The organism is Bradyrhizobium zhanjiangense, assembly GCF_004114935.1.
Taxonomy (GTDB): domain Bacteria; phylum Pseudomonadota; class Alphaproteobacteria; order Rhizobiales; family Xanthobacteraceae; genus Bradyrhizobium; species Bradyrhizobium zhanjiangense.
Genome location: NZ_CP022221.1, coordinates 2,443,646 through 2,461,434, shown reverse-complemented (window position 1 = coordinate 2,461,434; position 17,789 = coordinate 2,443,646). Strand labels below are relative to the sequence as shown.

At 57.5% G+C, this 17,789-nt stretch carries 10 protein-coding genes and 4 pseudogenes; 7 read left to right on the top strand and 7 right to left on the bottom strand.

Going from position 1 to position 17,789, the window contains the following annotated elements; translation table 11 throughout:
• Positions 1-10 precede the first annotated feature (10 nt).
• The 3 genes and pseudogenes from XH85_RS11640 to XH85_RS11630 all read right to left on the bottom strand — a co-directional run bounded on the left by XH85_RS11640 (position 11) and on the right by XH85_RS11630 (position 3,272).
• On the bottom strand, positions 11-1,201 hold the full coding sequence (locus tag XH85_RS11640) for an acyl-CoA dehydrogenase family protein (protein WP_128931978.1): 1,191 nt from the start codon (positions 1,199-1,201) through the stop codon (positions 11-13).
• 15 nt (positions 1,202-1,216) lie between these two features.
• On the bottom strand, positions 1,217-2,014 hold the full coding sequence (locus XH85_RS11635; protein WP_128931977.1) for a hypothetical protein: 798 nt from the start codon (positions 2,012-2,014) through the stop codon (positions 1,217-1,219).
• A gap of 24 nt (positions 2,015-2,038) precedes the next feature.
• Positions 2,039-3,272, bottom strand: a pseudogene (locus XH85_RS11630) (IS3 family transposase).
• Between the two features lie 452 nt (positions 3,273-3,724).
• Between XH85_RS11630 and XH85_RS11625 the strand changes: the two are divergent.
• Positions 3,725-4,795, top strand: a complete 1,071-nt coding sequence (locus XH85_RS11625; RefSeq protein ID WP_128931976.1) for a D-alanine--D-alanine ligase family protein — start codon at positions 3,725-3,727, stop codon at positions 4,793-4,795.
• Positions 4,796-5,332: 537 nt separating this feature from the next.
• Here the strand turns inward: XH85_RS11625 and XH85_RS46345 are convergent.
• Positions 5,333-5,561: pseudogene (locus tag XH85_RS46345) on the bottom strand (transposase); the annotation flags it as partial.
• 29 nt (positions 5,562-5,590) lie between these two features.
• Between XH85_RS46345 and XH85_RS47880 the strand changes: the two are divergent.
• Positions 5,591-5,971: a transposase DNA-binding-containing protein gene (locus tag XH85_RS47880; protein ID WP_128931975.1), complete on the top strand. Its 381-nt coding sequence runs from the start codon at positions 5,591-5,593 to the stop codon at positions 5,969-5,971.
• A gap of 492 nt (positions 5,972-6,463) precedes the next feature.
• On the opposite strand, the gene XH85_RS47875 is transcribed toward XH85_RS47880, so the two are convergent.
• On the bottom strand, positions 6,464-6,613 hold the full coding sequence (locus XH85_RS47875) for a hypothetical protein (protein ID WP_164940744.1): 150 nt from the start codon (positions 6,611-6,613) through the stop codon (positions 6,464-6,466).
• A 1,746-nt stretch (positions 6,614-8,359) separates the two neighbouring features.
• Positions 8,360-9,763: pseudogene (locus XH85_RS11605) on the bottom strand (aminotransferase).
• Positions 9,764-9,806: 43 nt separating this feature from the next.
• Between XH85_RS11605 and XH85_RS11600 the strand changes: the two are divergent.
• The 4 genes and pseudogenes from XH85_RS11600 to tnpB all read left to right on the top strand — a co-directional run.
• Positions 9,807-10,278 (top strand): annotated as a pseudogene (locus XH85_RS11600) (IS66 family transposase); the annotation flags it as partial.
• 1,277 nt (positions 10,279-11,555) lie between these two features.
• Positions 11,556-12,983 (top strand): amidase family protein, encoded by a 1,428-nt coding sequence (locus tag XH85_RS11595; RefSeq protein WP_245474012.1) that lies wholly within the window; start codon positions 11,556-11,558, stop codon positions 12,981-12,983.
• 568 nt (positions 12,984-13,551) lie between these two features.
• Positions 13,552-14,691, top strand: a complete 1,140-nt coding sequence (locus XH85_RS11590) for an ABC transporter substrate-binding protein (RefSeq protein WP_164940743.1) — start codon at positions 13,552-13,554, stop codon at positions 14,689-14,691.
• A 619-nt stretch (positions 14,692-15,310) separates the two neighbouring features.
• Positions 15,311-15,484 (top strand): IS66 family insertion sequence element accessory protein TnpB, encoded by a 174-nt coding sequence (gene tnpB / locus XH85_RS47870; RefSeq protein ID WP_420837875.1) that lies wholly within the window; start codon positions 15,311-15,313, stop codon positions 15,482-15,484.
• 209 nt (positions 15,485-15,693) lie between these two features.
• Here the strand turns inward: tnpB and XH85_RS47865 are convergent, their stop codons facing one another.
• Entirely contained in the window at positions 15,694-16,119 is a 426-nt protein-coding gene (locus XH85_RS47865; protein WP_128931972.1) for an acyl-CoA dehydrogenase family protein, read from the bottom strand.
• 810 nt (positions 16,120-16,929) lie between these two features.
• On the opposite strand from XH85_RS47865, the gene XH85_RS11575 reads away from it, so the two are divergent.
• Positions 16,930-17,720 (top strand): IS5 family transposase gene (locus XH85_RS11575; RefSeq protein WP_245474011.1). Its coding sequence is split into 2 segments (ribosomal slippage): positions 16,930-17,248 and positions 17,248-17,720, totalling 792 coding nucleotides; the frame shifts between segments, so codons are not numbered across the junction.
• Positions 17,721-17,789: the final 69 nt, after the last annotated feature.

The window sequence follows — 17,789 nt, the reverse complement described above, 5'->3', positions numbered from 1 at the left end:
TTTCGCACACTCAGCTGCGGGCAGACCTTCCATAACTCGGCATTCCGTAACCGCGCTGCGCGATGATGTCCCGCAGAACCTCGTTGGTTCCGCCAGCAAAGCGCACCTCCGGCGCATACCGGTAGAGCCGCTCAATATCTCCACGACCAGGCGCATCACGATCTCGCCAGTTCAGCTGTCCGTACATACCAAGGATCTGCGTTCCGAAGTCGGCGATCTTCTGACGGAGTTCGCTGTTATAGATTTTCTGAGCAGTAAGCGTCGCGGTAGGATCCTCACCAGCCTCTATAAGTGAGGCCCCCCGGAAGCCATAGAGGCGCATGACCTCGACGTCTGCATCGAGTTCTGCGAGGCGCTGCCGCACACTTAGGCGGTCAATAAGACGGACGCCTCCGACCAGACCGCTTCGACAGACCTCGATCAAGTCGTCGATCTCCCGCCGAAGATCGCCGCCAGTGGTCACAGCACTCCGCTCATGTGTGAGCGCGCTCGTGATATAACCCCAGCCCTTATTGACTTCGCCAATCAGATTTCGACGTGGGACCCGGACATCGGTAAAGAACACCTGGTTGGTCCGATAGTCGCTCCAGCAAATTAGCGGCTGTACCTCGATCCCTTTTGCATTCATCGGGGCCATGATCACGGAGATCCCCTGGCGCTTAGGCGCATCCGGATCGGTGCGCACGCAAAGCCATACGTGAGAGGCGCCGTGCGCATTGCTGGTCCAAATCTTGGATCCGTTGATGACCCACTGGTCCCCATCGAGGACGGCTCGCGTCCTCAGGCTCGCCAAGTCCGTCCCTGCGTCGGGCTCGGAATATCCGAGCGCAGCGAATACCTCCCCCCGAGTAATCCCAGGGATAAAATCGCGCTTATTTTCCTCGGTCCCATAGCGCATAATCATCGGCGCGATCGACAGATATGTCGTGTCGGCGGGGATCACTTTGGCGTAATCAAATTCTCTCGCCATAATGTGCATTTCGATTGCCCCCTTACCTAGTCCGCCGTACTCCCGCGGCCAGGTCAAGCCCCACCACCCCTTATCGCCCACCTTCTTGCGGAAAGCACGCGCCTCCGGTCCGAATCGCAATTTGCCTTCAATGTGGCGCTCACGTTCAAGCTCTGGGGTGACATTGTCGCGGAGAAAGGCGCGAACTTCATCGCGCCACTGACGCTGAGGATCCGTCAATTCGAAATTCAACGATCTGACTCCTTCTTAAGGGTTACAACGTGTGTCGGGACTATCAATACGGCCCCACAATTCCTCGCCGGTTAGCCAAACAAGCAAATAGTCGTCCAGATCATTCTGCTCTACCACCTGTAAACCGCCGGATTCATAGTGCGGATATCCGTATCTCGCAATAAGGCCCTTATCCCCTAGCGAGCGCGCTACGAGTCCACATACGAAATCCGGAGACCACATGGCAAAAGACACACCAAATGCTACTCCCGCCATGATGCTGGGCATGCCCTGTCCTCTATAGTCTTTGCGTACCCAAGCATCCCCGTGGTAGGCTACTTTCCCGGTTATCTTCTTCGCGCTCGGTGCTGTGCAAATCCAAATTTGCTGAGCGTCTGCATTTAGGGCCGGGTCAGCGCAAAGATGTTCTGCAAGGCTGCTGCGCGAAAGATGAAACAGTCGAACGGCCTGTAAAATAACGACATCGTCATTCTTATCGACGCCTATCATCCAAAATCCATCGCCTGATTTGACTGGCGAAAGATCTAGCTGGAAGAGTGGAGATGTGAACTCCTTTGTTGGCGTGCCCCGTACGATCGCGGCATACTTGTGAAAATCGAATCCTACCGAAAGCCTGATGCCTTTTTGGGCGGCGGCATCGTCATATACTCGAAGGAAGCGTGAGACGCGCAACGGATTAACCCGGTTTTTCATGGAACTCGTTTTGTTTTGATAAGCCTCGTGATGGCCTGTAGGCGAGTTGGTAATTGATGATAGACCGTCAACAATGATCGAGACACTACCTACTCTGGTGATGAATGTTGTAGTCGCCATTTGAGAAAACGGTATCCGCGCGTGTCAGCAGTCTTGCGTCAACAGCACCTGGTGCCGCGATAGCGAGCGGCCGCTAGGGCCCGCCGTGCTGCACGCCGCCTGCCGCTCAGCCCCCAAGTGCGGGCCGGCCTGAAGTGGCGCGAGTGGAGCAACGGACGATTGGCGGAGCTGGTCGGGCTTGCGCGGCCGATCGTCCGTTGCGGCGAGGTGGGCGGCATAGGCTGCGAGGATCAGGTATTTCAGCGACGCGTGAGGATGCCGGACATTGTAGTTGGCGACCCAGTTGGCGATCTTGGCGCGGGCGTCATCCAGATCCAAGAACAGGGTCTCGTTGAGCAGTTCATCGCGCATCCGGCCATTTAAACTCTCAATGTTTCTGCATCGGCTATCCCGGCGCGATAAAGTGCCAATCGATGACTGTGTCCTTGCTCCAGGCGAGCATGGCGTTGCAGGTGAACTCTGTGCCATGGTCGGACACGATCATTCCTGGCTTGCCGCGTCGTTCGACGAATTGCCGTCAGTTCGCGGGCAACGCGCCGTCCTGAGATCGACATCTCCGGAATGGCGCCCAGGCATACCTTAGTGACATCGTCGACGATGTTGAGAATGCGGAAGCGCCGCCCGTTGGCGAACTGGTCGTGGACGAAGTCCAGCGACCAGCGCGCATTGGGCATCGGCGCACGGGTCCCACAGCTTTGTGGCGAGCCCGCCGCTTGCGTACGGTGAGCCCTTTCGCGATAAAGCCGGGAGATCCGATTGATCGCCGAGGGCTCTGCCTCCCGTCGCAGCAGGACGAATAACCGGCGATAGCCGAATCGCCGCCGCTCGTTGGCGAGATCGGGCAACCGGCCACGCAGAGCCGCGTCCGCTGGGCGGCTGGAGCGATAACGGATCAACTTCCGATCCGCCCCCACGATCGAGCAGGCCCGCCGTTCCGACAGGCTCATGACGACCTGCAGATGCACGACCGCAGCGCGCCCCGCGGCGGGGCCCTACTATTTTTTGAAATCAGCTCGCGAAGGGCGGCCCCGTCGAGGATCTGCTCGGCCAGAAGCTTCTTCAGCTTCGCGTTCTCCTCTTCCACGGTCCCCAGGCGCTTCGCCTCGGAAACCTCCATGCCGCCGAATTTGGCCTTCCAATTGTAGATCGTCGCTTCGGAGATCCCATACTTGCGAGCCAGGTCGGCCGTCTTCGCCCCAGCCTCATGCTCCTTCAATACCGCGATAATCTGCTCTTCCGTGAACATTGCTCGCTTCATCCGATACGGGAAAACTGACGGCACAGGGACTTCAGCCTGTGAACTCTCAGTGCAGTCGGCTGCTCACGACGCTCAACCGATTCTCCCACGAAGCACATCGGCCTCGGCCTGCGCCGACCGGGGGGGTCCGAAAAGTGTCAGCACATGGCATGGAGTGGCCGGAGTTCGAGGCCCTGACAGCACGCTTTCGCCCGCCAACTTCACGCATCAATCGCAAAGGGGCCCAGGAGCGAAAAAGCGGGATGTGCGAAAGCGGTCCGCCCTGACTGCGACGCAAACCAAATGGCCCGCGCCACGACTACGACCAGTGATCGCCGCCCATAATCTTTTCACGTCGGTCGATCCCGCCAGTCGCTACATTCGCCAACGTTAGTACCTTTCTTGGTAGTTGTAGATCGTCGTTGCCAGTGCTTCCGTGCTACCTCATTTGTCGAAAACATAGGAGGTCGATCATGACCATTCTAAACGTGGCACTACTATTTGGAGGTCGATCTGCTGAGCACGAGGTAACGATGGCGGCCGCTCGAGCTGTCTATGAAGCCTTGGACCGGAAACGCTATACCCCGATACTGGTGCGTATCGCACCGGATGGTAAATGGTGGCTACACGAAAATGCGCTGCGGTTTCCCTTAGATATGGAATCGTCGGGAGCTCAAATAGCGCTGTTGCCGGGCGGGGGCGGCAAAGCGCTCATTCACCGGTGCAACGGGGGTGAAAGAAGCGGAACATGTCACATTGACGTAGTGCTCGCAAACGTGTGCGATGGCGTCCTGCAAGGTATCTTGGAAACCGCGCAGGTTCCCTTTGTAGGATCCCGATTACCTGCGGCGGCGATATGCCGCGATAAGCAAATGACCAAACGAATATTGCGCGACGCTGGTCTTCCGATCGCGCGATTTATAGCTCTGACAACTCGAGAAGCGGCGAATTTTCAATTTGCCCAAGAAACGCTTTGCAGCCGTTCCCTGATTGTAAAGCCGGCGAGCTTTCATTCTTCTATCGGCGTTAGTAGGGTAACCTGCGAGTCAGAGTTTCAAGCTGCCGTCGATCTCGCGTTTGGCCATGGCAGCAAGGTGTTAATCGAGGAGTTCGTGCAGGCGCGCGAATTCGAGTGTGCGATTTTACAGGAGGCAGAGAAAGAGAGTAACTTGCTTTGTCCCTGGCCATGCGAAATTATTCCGACTGAAAAGGCCGCCTTCTTCACCTACAAGGCAAAACTCGATGAGAAAGAAGTAATAATGAAGACGAAAGCAGAAATTGAGGATGTCGTAGCTGATCGAGTGCAAGCGCTATCTCGCGAAGCGTTCAGAGTGATCGGCTGTGAGGCATTGGCAAGGGTAGATCTTTTTATGCGACCCAATGGGGAACTTCTAATTAACGAGGTGGGCTCTAAGCCCGACATTACTCCCTCCAGCATGTTTGCGAGAATGATGGCGGAATCAGGTATGCCATATGATGCCTTGCTACAAAGGCTCCTTGAAGACGCGATTGAGCGCTCTGCGCGAGCTAGGGCAGTGCTATAACCTGAGACTTCATAGCGATGGACTCAGAGGGACACTCATCGCTCGCCCGAACAGCTGTGGAACACCTGGCAGCTTGATCGTGATAAAGCTGTTGATTCCAATTGGAGCATCGAAGCCTTGAACGAGCGCACGGCGAAAGTCGTGATCTCGCAGCATCAAAGTCGCCAAGCCTCTCCACCTCGACAGGGACATCTACAGATGGCGTCACCTGATCGACAACGTCTTCGGCAATCTGAAGGAATTCAAGCACCTAGGGATGCGACAAGGAAGAGGTCAGTTTTTCGAGGCGACGATCTACATCGCCACCGCCGTGATCCATTCCAGATGAATCTCATCATACCCTAGCTTATCGATTTATTTATGGAAAGCTCAGCGTTCCGCGCCTGAGCAGTTCGGTGCAGGTCTTGCGACTGCCCGGTGAACTGTGCGAGTTTTTTGGCTGACCTGTGGTTCGCCAAAATGCGTCGTCCGTTCAGGGACTACCACCTGCTCGCGCCGCGGAACCAGAGGATAATTGTCGCCCATCCGGTTGCGCTAGCGCGTCAGCGACGAGCAATCGAACACCAGCCGGTGCTGGAAGAACTCCTCGCCGCAAAAGAACTGATAAAAAGGTGTTCTCAACCCAGCGCTCGCACGGCACCTCGTCGGACAGGTTGTAGGTGTGCTTGAGGATCGGAAGTCCTGGCTTCAATCGCTTCCGCAGCGGCGGGAGACCGAGATCATCGGTGTAGACCGCCGCAAACTCCCGTTCCAGTAAAACCCAATCCACCGTGCGCCCCACAGCGCCACCAGCGGATGACCTTTGATGTGTCCAAGCGCGCGACGTCTCGTCGGTCGACCCGCCGGATGGTCGCATATGATGGTTTAGGCCTCGTCGAACACTGGACAGAGCGCGAGATTGACAAGACAGCTTTCGAGGATGCCCGTCTTGTTGAGCGATTTGGCGAGCTCTTGAAGCAAATTGGTGACGGCATGGGCGGAAGCATACCCCACAGGATTTCAGCCGCGCGAACGGCAACTCGCCAAAGGGCCGGAGATGATGAAAGTCGCCGAAGCCTCTCAAAAGTCGACGGCCGTCTTGTTCGATGTTCGCCACTGCTTTGTATCGCCAACCGGTCTTTGCCTCGACGCGTATCACTCGACGAAGTCGAACTTTGTGCGATACCGCTCACCTGAGACCAAGGTGTAGATCTGACTTCAAGACGTTCGGCACGCCTCTCCGCCCTGGGACAGCTGAGGTTGCGAGCTGCTACTCGCCCGCTCGCAATCTGTGTTCCCAGTCCAACCTTACCGATTCTGTTGACGTGCTGCGACGCTTGTGGTTTTAGTCTCCCTTTGGCCGATCCTTCAATTTGCGCCCCGGTCCAAACGACCGACATTTCGACTGCGAACCCTTCCCGGTAGCCTGTCGTAGAGATCCGGCCGAATTCGCAAGCCTGGCTCTCCAGCAGCCGCCGATAGATTCCGCCGGGCCGCTTAGTCAGGGTAGCGCGCGGTGCCCCTCGGCGATGACTCCGCCGTCAAACACCAAATGCGGTCGAGGCTGCCACGTTCGCCAGGCGCTGCGCGATCACAATCTAGGTGCGGCCCTTCATCAACCGCTCCATTCGCTGCTTGGCGAGTCGAGGCTTGAGGTTGCCTCGTCCAGGATCAGCATCGGCGCGTCCGCTAAAAAGGCGCGCGCCAGCGCAATGCGCGGCCGCTAACCGCCGCATAGCTTGATGCCGCGCTCACCAACGGCTTGCCGTAGCCCTTGCCCAGCCGCAGGATGAACTCGTGCGCATTGGCAGGCCGCGCCGCCTGCTCGGTCGTCCCCATGCCGGCCCCGGGGCCCTGCTATAGGCGATGTTCTGGGCGAGCGAGCGGTCGAATAGGATCGGCTCCTGCTGCACGCCCCCTATCTGACTGCGGAGCAACTGCTGCGTGGCTAGGGCAACGTCCTGGCCATCGATCAAAATGCGGCGGCCCGAGACGTTATAAAGTCGTTGAACGAGCTTGACGAAGGTGGCGAAGCGGCCGGCCAGCCCAATCCGCTCGCCGGCGCATATTTCAACAGATAGCTTGTCATAGAGCGACGCCCCCTCGCCGCCATACTGGAAAGTGACGTTGTCGAATACGATCTCACCGCCGTCAATGGCAGTCGGCTTGCATCCGGCAAATCGGCAATCCTGATAGGCTCGTCATGGACTGCGACCAGTTCCTCCATGTCGTCGAATGAGCGCTGGAGGTTGTTGATGCATATGCCGACCTCGCGCAGATACGCGTGAATAAGTAGCTAGTCAGCACAAAGGTAACGTCGCCCGGCCAGGTTCGCTGCAGCCGCACGCTAGCGGTTGATGATTCGGGCGAGCCGAGGCTCCTCGCGCGCTTGCGCGCGGACAGATTTTACCCCCGCGTTACAAGTTAGCGCATCGGCCAGCGTGCCGCCGATCTTGGTGTCCCACGCGTTGGAAACACGTGCGGCAGGCGCGATAAAGCGTCGAAAATGTCATCGTGATCGCGACGTAGATCGCCGCGCCAATCGCGATCACGCCACCGAGCGCAGACCAATGCAGCCCAACCAGGATCATCGAGCCGACCAGTACGGTTAGGACGACAACAGGGACATCAGGGTCGCAGTGTTAACCAAGTCGATGGCCCACATGCCGCGCGTGATCTTCCGCACGCTCCGAACGTCAAAAGAGTTGTGTGCCAATCGGTTGAAAATCGATGGACGCGCATGAATGTCTCGCTTGCCACAACCCGCATCGTCTTGAGCGTGAATGGAACGACCGCCTGTAGACATACGAGGCGCAGGATCATCGAAACCAGACTGAGCACGACAATGCCGCCGAGGGTCGCCGGCGCCGTGCTGGTTGGCTTCCTAGGCGGCCGACCTGTTCATCCCGGTTTACTCCGACTATCTCGTCACGCATTGCCAGAGTCAGTCATCTCATTCACTTGCCAAGGCTAGTGGTTGACACCAGGGCAGCCGTAGTTGAGGAGAGGTCGGGTCGATACGTATAAAGATTGAGCCTCTCACCGATTATTGTTTCGCGGGTCCTCAAGCCACTAGCGGCCAGCTGAGTTAAGAACAGTTCGCTCACGCGGCAAAAAGATTTTAGAAGGAGCCAACGGTCCTGGTAACGAGAGAGTGGGTTTGCTGGTCCAGCACCAGGCGTCTGAAACGGACCCCGGTTTTGGGACCATTAGGTTAAGCTGGAAGAGCTCCATTTGATAGACGGAGAGCATGATGGCGCCAAGATGAGACTAAGGTGGACGCGGCAGCGCACCGGCGTGTGTTACGGATGTTCAGACCGCTCACGTCCACCGCAACCTCATAGCGCTGGGCCAGATCGGTCACTTGTCGCACAAGTAGACCGTCAGCTCGCGCCGTCGCGCCCCACGGCCCTGAACCAATGGTTGGTGCTCCACTGAAGGCAAAGATTGCAGCGCTGGAAGCCGTATCCAGGCGGTTCCGGCTGCGAGGGTATTAGGATTTTGAGCGATTTGTCGTTTATGGCATCCCTCGCGGTGAGTGTTTTTCCCATTAACACTCCGCAGTGTGACAGATAAAATGAAGATCTAGCTAGAGGTCGACTTCTTCCCGAGCTCGTCCATTACTTGCTTTGTCGCTCGATAGGCCAAATCAACAATCTCGTCGATCTTCGCTTCGGAGACAACGAGAGGCGGGGCAAAATCAAAAATGTCTTCGTGTGGCATCGCTCGTGCAATGAGCCCTCGATCGCGAGCTGCCTTGGAGATGCGGGCGACCACCTTAAGTTGCGGATCGAATTGTCGCTTAGACTGGCGATCGGCGACGAATTCGATCGCGCCAAGCAGCCCAACGCCTCTCACCTTACCGACGATTTCGAGCTATGAAAATCGTTCCTTGAGCCGCTTTTGAAAGTGTGATCCTACAACTCTCGCCCTATCGATAAATCGCTCATTTTCGGCGATATCGAGCACTGCATTGGCGGCAGCAGCCGCGATCGGATGGCCGGAATAAGTGTAGCCGTGAGAGAAGGCTCCCACGCGATCGGCGGCTTCCTCCATCACTGCGTAAACTCTCTCACCGACAATGGCTCCAGAGAGTGGCACGTACCCGGAGGTCAAGCCTTTGGCGACCGTTACCAAGTCCGGCTCCATTCCGTACAAGGTGCTGCCAAAGTCAGCGCCGGTTCGTCCAAAGCCACAAATGACCTCGTCCGCGATCAGAAGGATGTCGTAACGCCTTAGCACAGCCTAAACTTCACGCCAGTAGCCTGCTGGGGGCGGTGTTATACCGCCCGTACCCAGCACCGGCTCGGCAATGAAAGCGCCGATCGTCTCAGGCCCTTCGCGTACGATCAGCTGTTCAAGCTCGGCTGCACGCCGGCGAGAGAAGTCCTCTTCCGTCTCGCCCGGCTCGGCGCCCCAATAATGGTGCGGAGTCCCCGTGTGCAGAATGCCCGGGAAGGGAAGATCCATATGATCATGGTAAAAAGTCATTCCAGTCATCGAACCGGAGATCACTGAGCAGCCGTGATAACCGCGCTCGCGCGAGATGATTTTCTTCTTCTTGGGATTCCCCCGCAGATTATTGTAGTACCAAACGAGCTTAGCCTGGGTCTCGTTAGCGTCTGACCCGGACAAGCCGAAGAATACTTTACTTGGCTTTCCCGGAGCCATTCGCACGAGACGCTTTGCGAGTGTGGCCAACTCGTCGGTCGTGTGCGCTGCATACGTATGATAGTATGCGAGTTTATAAGCTTGCCGCGCAATGGCCTCCGTCACTTCGGTTCGACCGTATCCAATATTCACGCAGTAGAGACCAGCAAAGGCGTCAATGTAAGTATGACCCTGCGCGTCTTCGATGCGGATACCCTTTCCTCCTGTGACGATTGTTGGGTCTCCCGCCTTTCCGCTGGCAGACTCCTTGAGCTGAGTGGATGGGTGCAGAACACTCGAACGATCAAGCGATGCTTCGGTGGAGGATTGGTGTACCATCGCACGAAGATCGATGTGGCCGCGCGTCCCGATTCCGGCGCGCCAGACATACCAGCGTGAAGGGATCGACCTCCATGTATCGACGCTCGCGGACTGGGTAGGTGCCTCCGCGGCAACCCTGATGCCTCTGGTCGATGCGATCCGGAGCCACGTCTTCGCAGCCGAGCGCATCCACGCGGATGACACCACAGTGCCGGTCCTGGCCAAGGGCAAGACCCGGACCGGCCGGCTCTCGACTTACGTGCGCGACGACCGTCCGTTTGCCGGCTCAGATCCGCCGGCGGCCGTGTTCTTCTACTCGCCCGATCGTGGCGGTGTGCATCCGGAATAGCATTTGGCCGGCTATGCCGGACTGATGCAGGCCGACGCCTACGCCGGGCTTTGGCAGGCTCTACGAGGCCAATCGTAAGGGCGGCCCCATTATCGAGGCTGCGTGCTGGGCGCACGGCAGGCGCAAGTTCCTTGATCTGGCACGGCTTACCAAGGCGCCGATCGCGGCCGAGGCGGCCGGCCGATTCACTTCGTGTCGCTCGCCCTAGCTCCGCAGAGCCGCTGCGTCGGCTCGAGCATGAGACGTTTTAGCGCTGCAAAGCGCTTTCGAGGAAGCTCGCCCACGCGAGTGCCTTTGCGTCCTCGCCGACATACGAGGGCGACCTCCACATCGACAGGCAATCCTTCAACTGCAACGCCGGCAAACTTTGACGCACGGCTAGCCCAACAGCATCCAGAGCTGGTTGAAGCGCGGATCGCCGGTCGAGCCCACGCTCGTGGCGTGGCGCAGAGCGCGGAGCAGGCCGGCACCCCATTGATCGGAACGCGCATTGGAGAATGCGGCGTGGGCGCAGTTGCGATCTCGACCACCCCGCTATAGGCGGGCGATGGAATGCCCGCGGTCTCGTCCATCGCGGCTCGCAGCTTCGACGCGATGAGTGTTGCATTTCCAGGCAAGTGCATAAATGTTCCTCGAAATCTAACGCGGTTCACGGACCGAGCTTCGGCAAAGGTGTCGGAACGTTTTGAGGATGCGCACGCTGGCCCGGCGCGCTCCACAGCTGCAGTCTGCAATAGACCGCAATATTGGAATTGAGAAGCACTTCAGCTAGCTCGTGTTGGAATCACGAATCGTGAAGACCGCCATGCCTTTGACGCGCTGCTCGGCACTCCGCAGTGAATTCAGCTATCCATCGAACTTGATCGCGGGACACGTACTGTAGAACACTGGGGCGCCATCTTTGCAGATCTCCTGCGGCAGTAACGCTCAGGCCCTTGGATAGGACAGTCGGGCATATTCCAGACACCTCCACTACTGCCTACATTTAGATGTTATCCGTGTTTCAAGGTAGCCCGCGCGTCGCATAGAAACGCCGCCCCTCCCCGATCAGACGCAGAATATCTGCGATACGAGGTCCGAGATTTCGAAGATTCGGCTTGACGATCTGATAGGGTTTTTAATGAAGCACGCCAAACAAATTTCGAAAGGGGGACACCTAGTGTTTTGAACCACAATTCGAGACACTGCGATACTTGGGCTTGAGTATTGTATCGACAGAAGCAGCTCTACGGAAACACGCATGTCGTTCGTGCGATTGAGTGGCTTGAGATCGGCCTTGTGCTCATCGATGAAGCCAATAAAAGCCGTGCGCGCAAAAAAAATCGAATCCTTCGTGCTCGTGAAATCACTAGGATCGGCGCTTGGAATGCCGCATGCGGACGAAAGCTTTGTACTAGATGCCTATTCGGATAACACGCGTTAGCGGCAGCCGAGCGCGAACCCAAAAGCAGGAGATCGTGGATGAGGTTGAGCGTACGGTCGAATTTGCCGACAGAATTGTGGAAGTGGGACGCAGTTGACCTCGCGAGCGAGATCCGGAACGGCGCAGTATCCAGCACAGAGGTCGTCAAATCCTGCTTAGATCGTTTGGATCGAGTCGATCGGAAAGTGAATTCCGTCGTTGTTCCCGCCCCAGAGGCAGCGCTCATGGCAACTGAAGCTGCGGATGCCGCCGTCGCGCGTGGGGATACTCTCGGCGCTTTGCATGGCGTCCCCGTCACCATCAAGATCAATGTCGATCAGGTGGGCGAGGCATCGAGCGACGGAGTCGTCGCATTCCGGAACAATATTGCTACCGAAGACAGCCCCGTCGTTGCAAATCTGAAGTCGGCTGGCGCTGTAATAATTGGCCGGACCAATACGCCTACCTTTTCCTTTCGTGCGTTCACCCACAATGAGTTGCATGGGCACACGATGAACCCGTGGTCCGAAGCTCACACACCAGGCGGATCGAGCGGCGGAGCAGCGACTTCGGTTGCGGTAGGGATCGCCCCGATCGGTCACGGCAACGACATTTCGGGGTCGATCCGGTATCCAGCCTATTGCACAGGCGTAGCTAGACTGCGTCCAAGCTTTGGACGCGTGCCAGCGTTTCAGCCGTCCGCGAAGCGTGAACGTCCACTATCTGGGCAGCTTTTCTCGGTGCAAGGACCGCTCGCGCGGCACATCCGCGACATCAGTCTGGCGCTGGAGGTCATGGCAAAGGGGGATCCACGAGATCCGTGGTGGGTGCCGGCACCGTTGCAAGGGCCGCCGCTGCCGAAGCGAGTCGCTGTGTCGGTCGACCCTACGCAAACCGGCGTCAATCCGGTGGTTGCAGAGGCGGTGCAACGTGCTGGAAGGCTGCTGGAGGAAGCGGGTTACACCGTGGAGGCGGTCGATCCTCCAGACTTTTTCGCAATCTTTGAGGACTGGTTCAAAATCGTCAGGGCCGAAGCCCCGTACTACTGCACGCCCCTGATCGAGCAATATGGGGACAATCGCCTGCGAAAGGCCCACGCGAACGACATGAAGGATGCTCCGGCGGCCGACACGTATCAATATATGGAAGCTCTTGCGCGGCGCACGGGGTGGATCAGGCGCTGGAATATATTAATGCAAGACTTCCCATTACTGCTTCATCCTGTTTCGTCTGAGCTACCACTAGAACACTCACACGATCGCGACGATGCCGAAAGTCTGAACTGGATGCGTCGCATCATGGTCCCGTGTTTCACACCCGTCGTTCTCGGGTTGCCCGCCATCTCAGTGCCAACCGGCACATCTGCTGGCTTGCCGACTGGCGTACAAATTGTCGGGCCGCGGTTTAGGGAGGATGTGTTGCTGGAAGCGGCAGCGATCATCGAGGCTGGTTGTCCCATGGAAACGCCGATTGATCCGAGGTTTTGATGACTTTGGAGCGTTTCGTTTGCTGACGTGATCGGCAAATCCCATGGTTGGAGCGCCTTCGATTGTATCCGCAACTACACTAGGCAACAAGGCATGTTCATTCTGCCCTACCTTGAACGCTCTCTGTAGATCAAGTTTCCATCTCATGGAGATACTCTGCTGGCGACAATCCCGAGGACTTAGCTGATCTGCAGTAACTATCTAAGTTTGGCAATCTGAGTGATCGGGTGGATGCGGACTGCGCGCTCGTCTGCTGCCTTCCCGATCGGTTGCACGCAGTTGGTACGCCCAATCCTTGATCTTGGCGCGGGCGTCGACAGGATGCTAGAGGTCGAACGTGGAAGCCTGTACTTTCTGGCCGGGCTGGCGATTGTACGTGAAGTGGCGAGTAGAGTGCTCAGGTGCCGCTCCCGCGATGAGAGCGTCGGAAGCTAACGAGCGCGCCCATTTTGCAGAATTTCTCCAAATCATGCTCGATTTTTGCGGTTTTTGGTGGGCAAGCAGATTTTACATTGGTTCCTCACTAGGCCGTTCTGTGATGCAGAACTGCTTGAGCAGGAGGAATGTCATGTCCAAAAAAGATCATGAAGACTATGCTGTCAGTGCGCTTAGCCGACGGTCGCTACTTCAGTCAACTGTGGGCGCATTAAGTGTACCATTCGTCGCTAAAGCGACTGCCGCCTCTGCGCAAGAAAGGCTCGCCGGTAGCGGGCAGGTAGTGGTCTATTCGTACGGTGGCTCTTTTACAGCAGGACTGCGCAAGTACGTTTTCGACCCCTTCACCAAGGCGACGGGCATCACCGTAGTGGATGTAACGGCTGATGATGCCGACCCCCAAGTCAAAGCAATGCACCAGGCCGGCCGAGTCGATTGGGATACAGCCTTCGTCAAACCATCGAGCATGCCGTCGATGCGCAAAGCCGGCTTGTTTGAGTCGATCGACTATAGCTGGTGGGATGCGGATGCGCTCGAGGGCGTGCCGGAAAAAGCTCGTCTCACAGACTCGGTACTCGCATACGAGTCCTGTATGCTGCTTGCTTATGACGAGCGCGCCTTCAAAGAAGGTGGTCCGAAGAATTGGGCTGATTTTTGGGATGTTAAGAAGTTTCCCGGCCCTCGTGGGCTTTATGCGCTCGTCCCTACTTACAACATCAGCAGTGCGCTGTTCGCAGATGGTGTGGCGGCATCGGACATCTGGCCAATGACTGACGACAAGGTTGAGCGAGGGCTAAAGAAGCTCGACGAGATCAAGCCATATGTGACAAAGTGGTGGACAAGTGGCGGTGAATCGACCCAGCTTCTCATCAACAACGAATATGTCATGACTAGCGCCTTCGATGGCCGTGCGATCAGCGCGATTCTCCAGGGCGCACCAATTCGTATGGTGTGGGGGGGGGCCTCAGGAGTCTACAGCCCCTGGGTAGTGCTGAAGGGGGGGCCAAATACTAAAAACGCTCAGAAACTGACCGCCTTCTTGAATCGAGCCGAAGTCGCCGCGGGCTTCATGCAGGGCACCGGGTATCCCGGACCCAATCTGAATCAGCTTCGGTACCTGCCGGAGAAGTTGCGTAAGCTTGTGAGCGTCAATCCGGAAAATGCCGCCAATGTGGTCGTGCAAGATGACAACTGGCTCTCGTCTAGTCGTCCCGACGGCAAGACCAATCAAGAACACATCACGGAGCGCTGGCTGGCATGGCGGGCACAATGAGTTCTGTAGGAACCAACGGTTAACGGAGCTCTTGCGGCCTCATCATTGGCCCGAGGCTGCGGCCGGGGGCATTTTCCTGGCTGTAGTCTTCAAGCTGCCGCTGATGAACCTTTCTGTTGCTTTTGGTTCGCTCAGGAGCGTCGCTTGCGACGGGCTCTGCCTTTGTATTTTCCTTCTCGCTACAGCACCTCGAAAGTTCGTCCAAAGAGCGGCTTCTGGGTCTCGCTCCGGCGGCGGCCGTCTTGCGAGGTTTGGCAATTGATTTGAGGATATGGCCTTAAGTCTAGCCCAGTCATGGGGCGAATGCAGGTGAGCGTACTGAGCGCGGAACGTCGGCGCTGATGGAGTTACGACGAGAAGGTTCGGCTGGTTGAAGAGGCAAGTCGGTGATATGTGAGCGGCGGCATGGAGTGGCTCCAACGTTGCTGTTCACCAGGCGCCGTTAGGCATGGCAAGGCCGGCTCGGTGAAGCTGTACCAGCCCTCGTTGCCGTCGAGATCACGTCGATGCCGTCTGCGGCATCGACGTCGCGCCGCCACAACCGTCTTCGCTTTCAAGACCCGGAATCATCGAGATCGAGCTTGGTGGCTGTCGCATACGTATTGATCGTGCGCCCACGGTGGAGGGGCTGGCGCGTGATCCCCTCCCGAGCGGCTTCAGGGTCTGGATCGCTACGAGCCGCACTGACATGCGCCGTGGCATGCAAAGCCTAGCGCTTGCGGTCCAGGAGAGCCTCAAGCACGATCCTCATGCTGGTGATCCCTCATCTTCTGCGGTCGCCGCGACGATCTGACCAAGATTCTTCGGCATGTTGGGTTGGGTATGTCGCTCTATGCCACGGCTGAACGTCGCCGGCAGCGATCAACAGTATCAAGAAAATCCTGGCACACTCAAGACGCCGCGTGCTCTGGAAATGTCCGATGCCACTGGCCGTCGTCGAGCGGCCGTACCTCGATCTCTTTTGCATTCATCGGGGCCATGATCACGGAGATCCTCTGGCGCTTAGGCGCATCCGGATCGGTGCGCACGCAAAGCCATACGTGAGAGGCCGTGCATTGCCGGTCCAAATCTTGGATCCGTTGATGGCCCACCGGTCCCATCGAGGACGGCTCGCGTCCTCAGGATCGCCAAGTGCGTCCCTGCGTCGGGCTCGAAATATCCGAGCGCAGCGAATAACTCCCCCCGAGTAATCCCAGGGATAAAATCGCGCTTTTCGTCGGTCCCATAGCGCATAATCATCGGCGCGATCGACAGATATGTCGTGTCGGCGGGAAGCACTTTGGCGTAGTCGAATTCTCTTGCCATAACGTGCATTTCGATTGCCCCCTTACCTAGCCCACCGTGCTCCTGCGGCCACGTCAGCCCCCTTGTCGCCGACCTTCTTGCGAAAGCCCGCGCCTCGCGCCGCGAAGCGGAATTTGCCTTCAATGTCGCGCTACGTTCAAGCTCAGGGTAACGTTCTCTCGGAGAAAGGCGCTAGCCTCATCGCGCCACTGGCGCTGAGGATCCGTTAACTCGAAATCCAACTGTAACTTTTTTAAGAGATGCAACGTGCCACTACGCCGCTCTGCAGCATTCAGCCGACCGAGGGGGGTCGTTGAATGTGGAAGCAGAAGTTTTGTCGGCATTGTTCATCAACAATGGCAGGCGCCTCCAAGGGGCGTTTGGCAACGGCTTGTTGGGCGCCATTGTCGAGTTGAGCCATCTGCGGATATTGACGGCCGCTCGTCTGGTTGTAGGCGACGCACAATCAGTTCACCGCAGACGACGCACTTGTTCAAGCAGAAAGCTTGTTCAAGCAGAAAGCTTGTCATTTTACTCGCTTTTCGCGGTATCAGCGAGGAGTCGAATTTGCACTTGAGATCCCTACGGAGTACGAAACTGGCCGTGGAGTGTCGGGAACGTGTGCGCTGTCGCGCGGAGCAGATCGAGACGGGACTCGCCCATCGCTGCTTGATGCTCATCGATCCCCAAAATCGCTACTAATGGGCTGGCAACTCGACTCGGCGCGATAGCTCCTGGGCGTGATGACAGATATGGCAGGGCTTCAAACCCACCCGCGCTGCGCAGCCTAGAGGATAGAGAAATGTTCACCACATCGCTCGCATAAAACCGTGCCTTGCAGCAGCACCTTACCTCTTGCTGGGCCATGCGCCCAGATCCTCATACTAGACTAGGTTTTGTACTCAATTGATTGTAGCAGCCGAGAGTGATTCAAGTCTTCGAGGGGGCTTGATCATGCGCTACGACCTGACGGATTTCGAGTGGAGTGTCATCGAGCCAGTGCTGCCGAGGGGGCGGCGTGGCCAGCAGCCGCAGAATAATCGACGGGTCATGAATGGTATCTTTTGGGTGCTGCGGACGGGAGCGCCGTGGCGGGATTTGCCCGAACGGTATGGACCCTACACGACCGCCTACAATCGCTTTAATCGCTGGCGCAAGGCTGGCATCTGGGACGGGCTGATGGCAGCGGTTACCAAGGCTCATGACGGCAAAGTTCAGATGATCGATAGCTCGATCGTGCGCGTACATCAGCATGCCTCAGGGGTCAAAAAAAGAGTGGAGATCGTTGTGTGGGCCGAAGCCGCGGAGGGCTCTCGACCAAAATCCATGCGCGCGTCGACCACCAAGGCCGGCCGATCCAGATCCTGATCACACCTGGTCAAGCCCACGATCTAACCGGCGCCGAACCCCTTCTGGCCAACCTCGGCCAAGACACCATCATTATCGCCGACAAGGCTTACGATGCCGATCGCCTGCGGGCTCACATCAAAGCGCGCGGCGCCATCGCCAACATTCCCAACATGATCCGGCGCAAAAAGCGCTTCCGCTGGACCAAAGCCATCTATCGCGAGCGCAACCGCGTTGAACGCTTCTTCAACAAGCTCAAGCAGTTCCGTCGCATCGCTACCCGCTACGACAAGCTGGGCGCGACCTTCCTGGCTTTCATTCAGCTCGCAGCCGTGCTTCGCTCAATTGAGTCCACGACCTTCTGTAATGGGCCCGATGATGTCAAGCCTCCCGAGTAAACGTCACGCCGCCGAGCTCATGCTTCTGTCCGTGGTCAACGCCTGGCCGCCACATCATGCTGTCAGAGG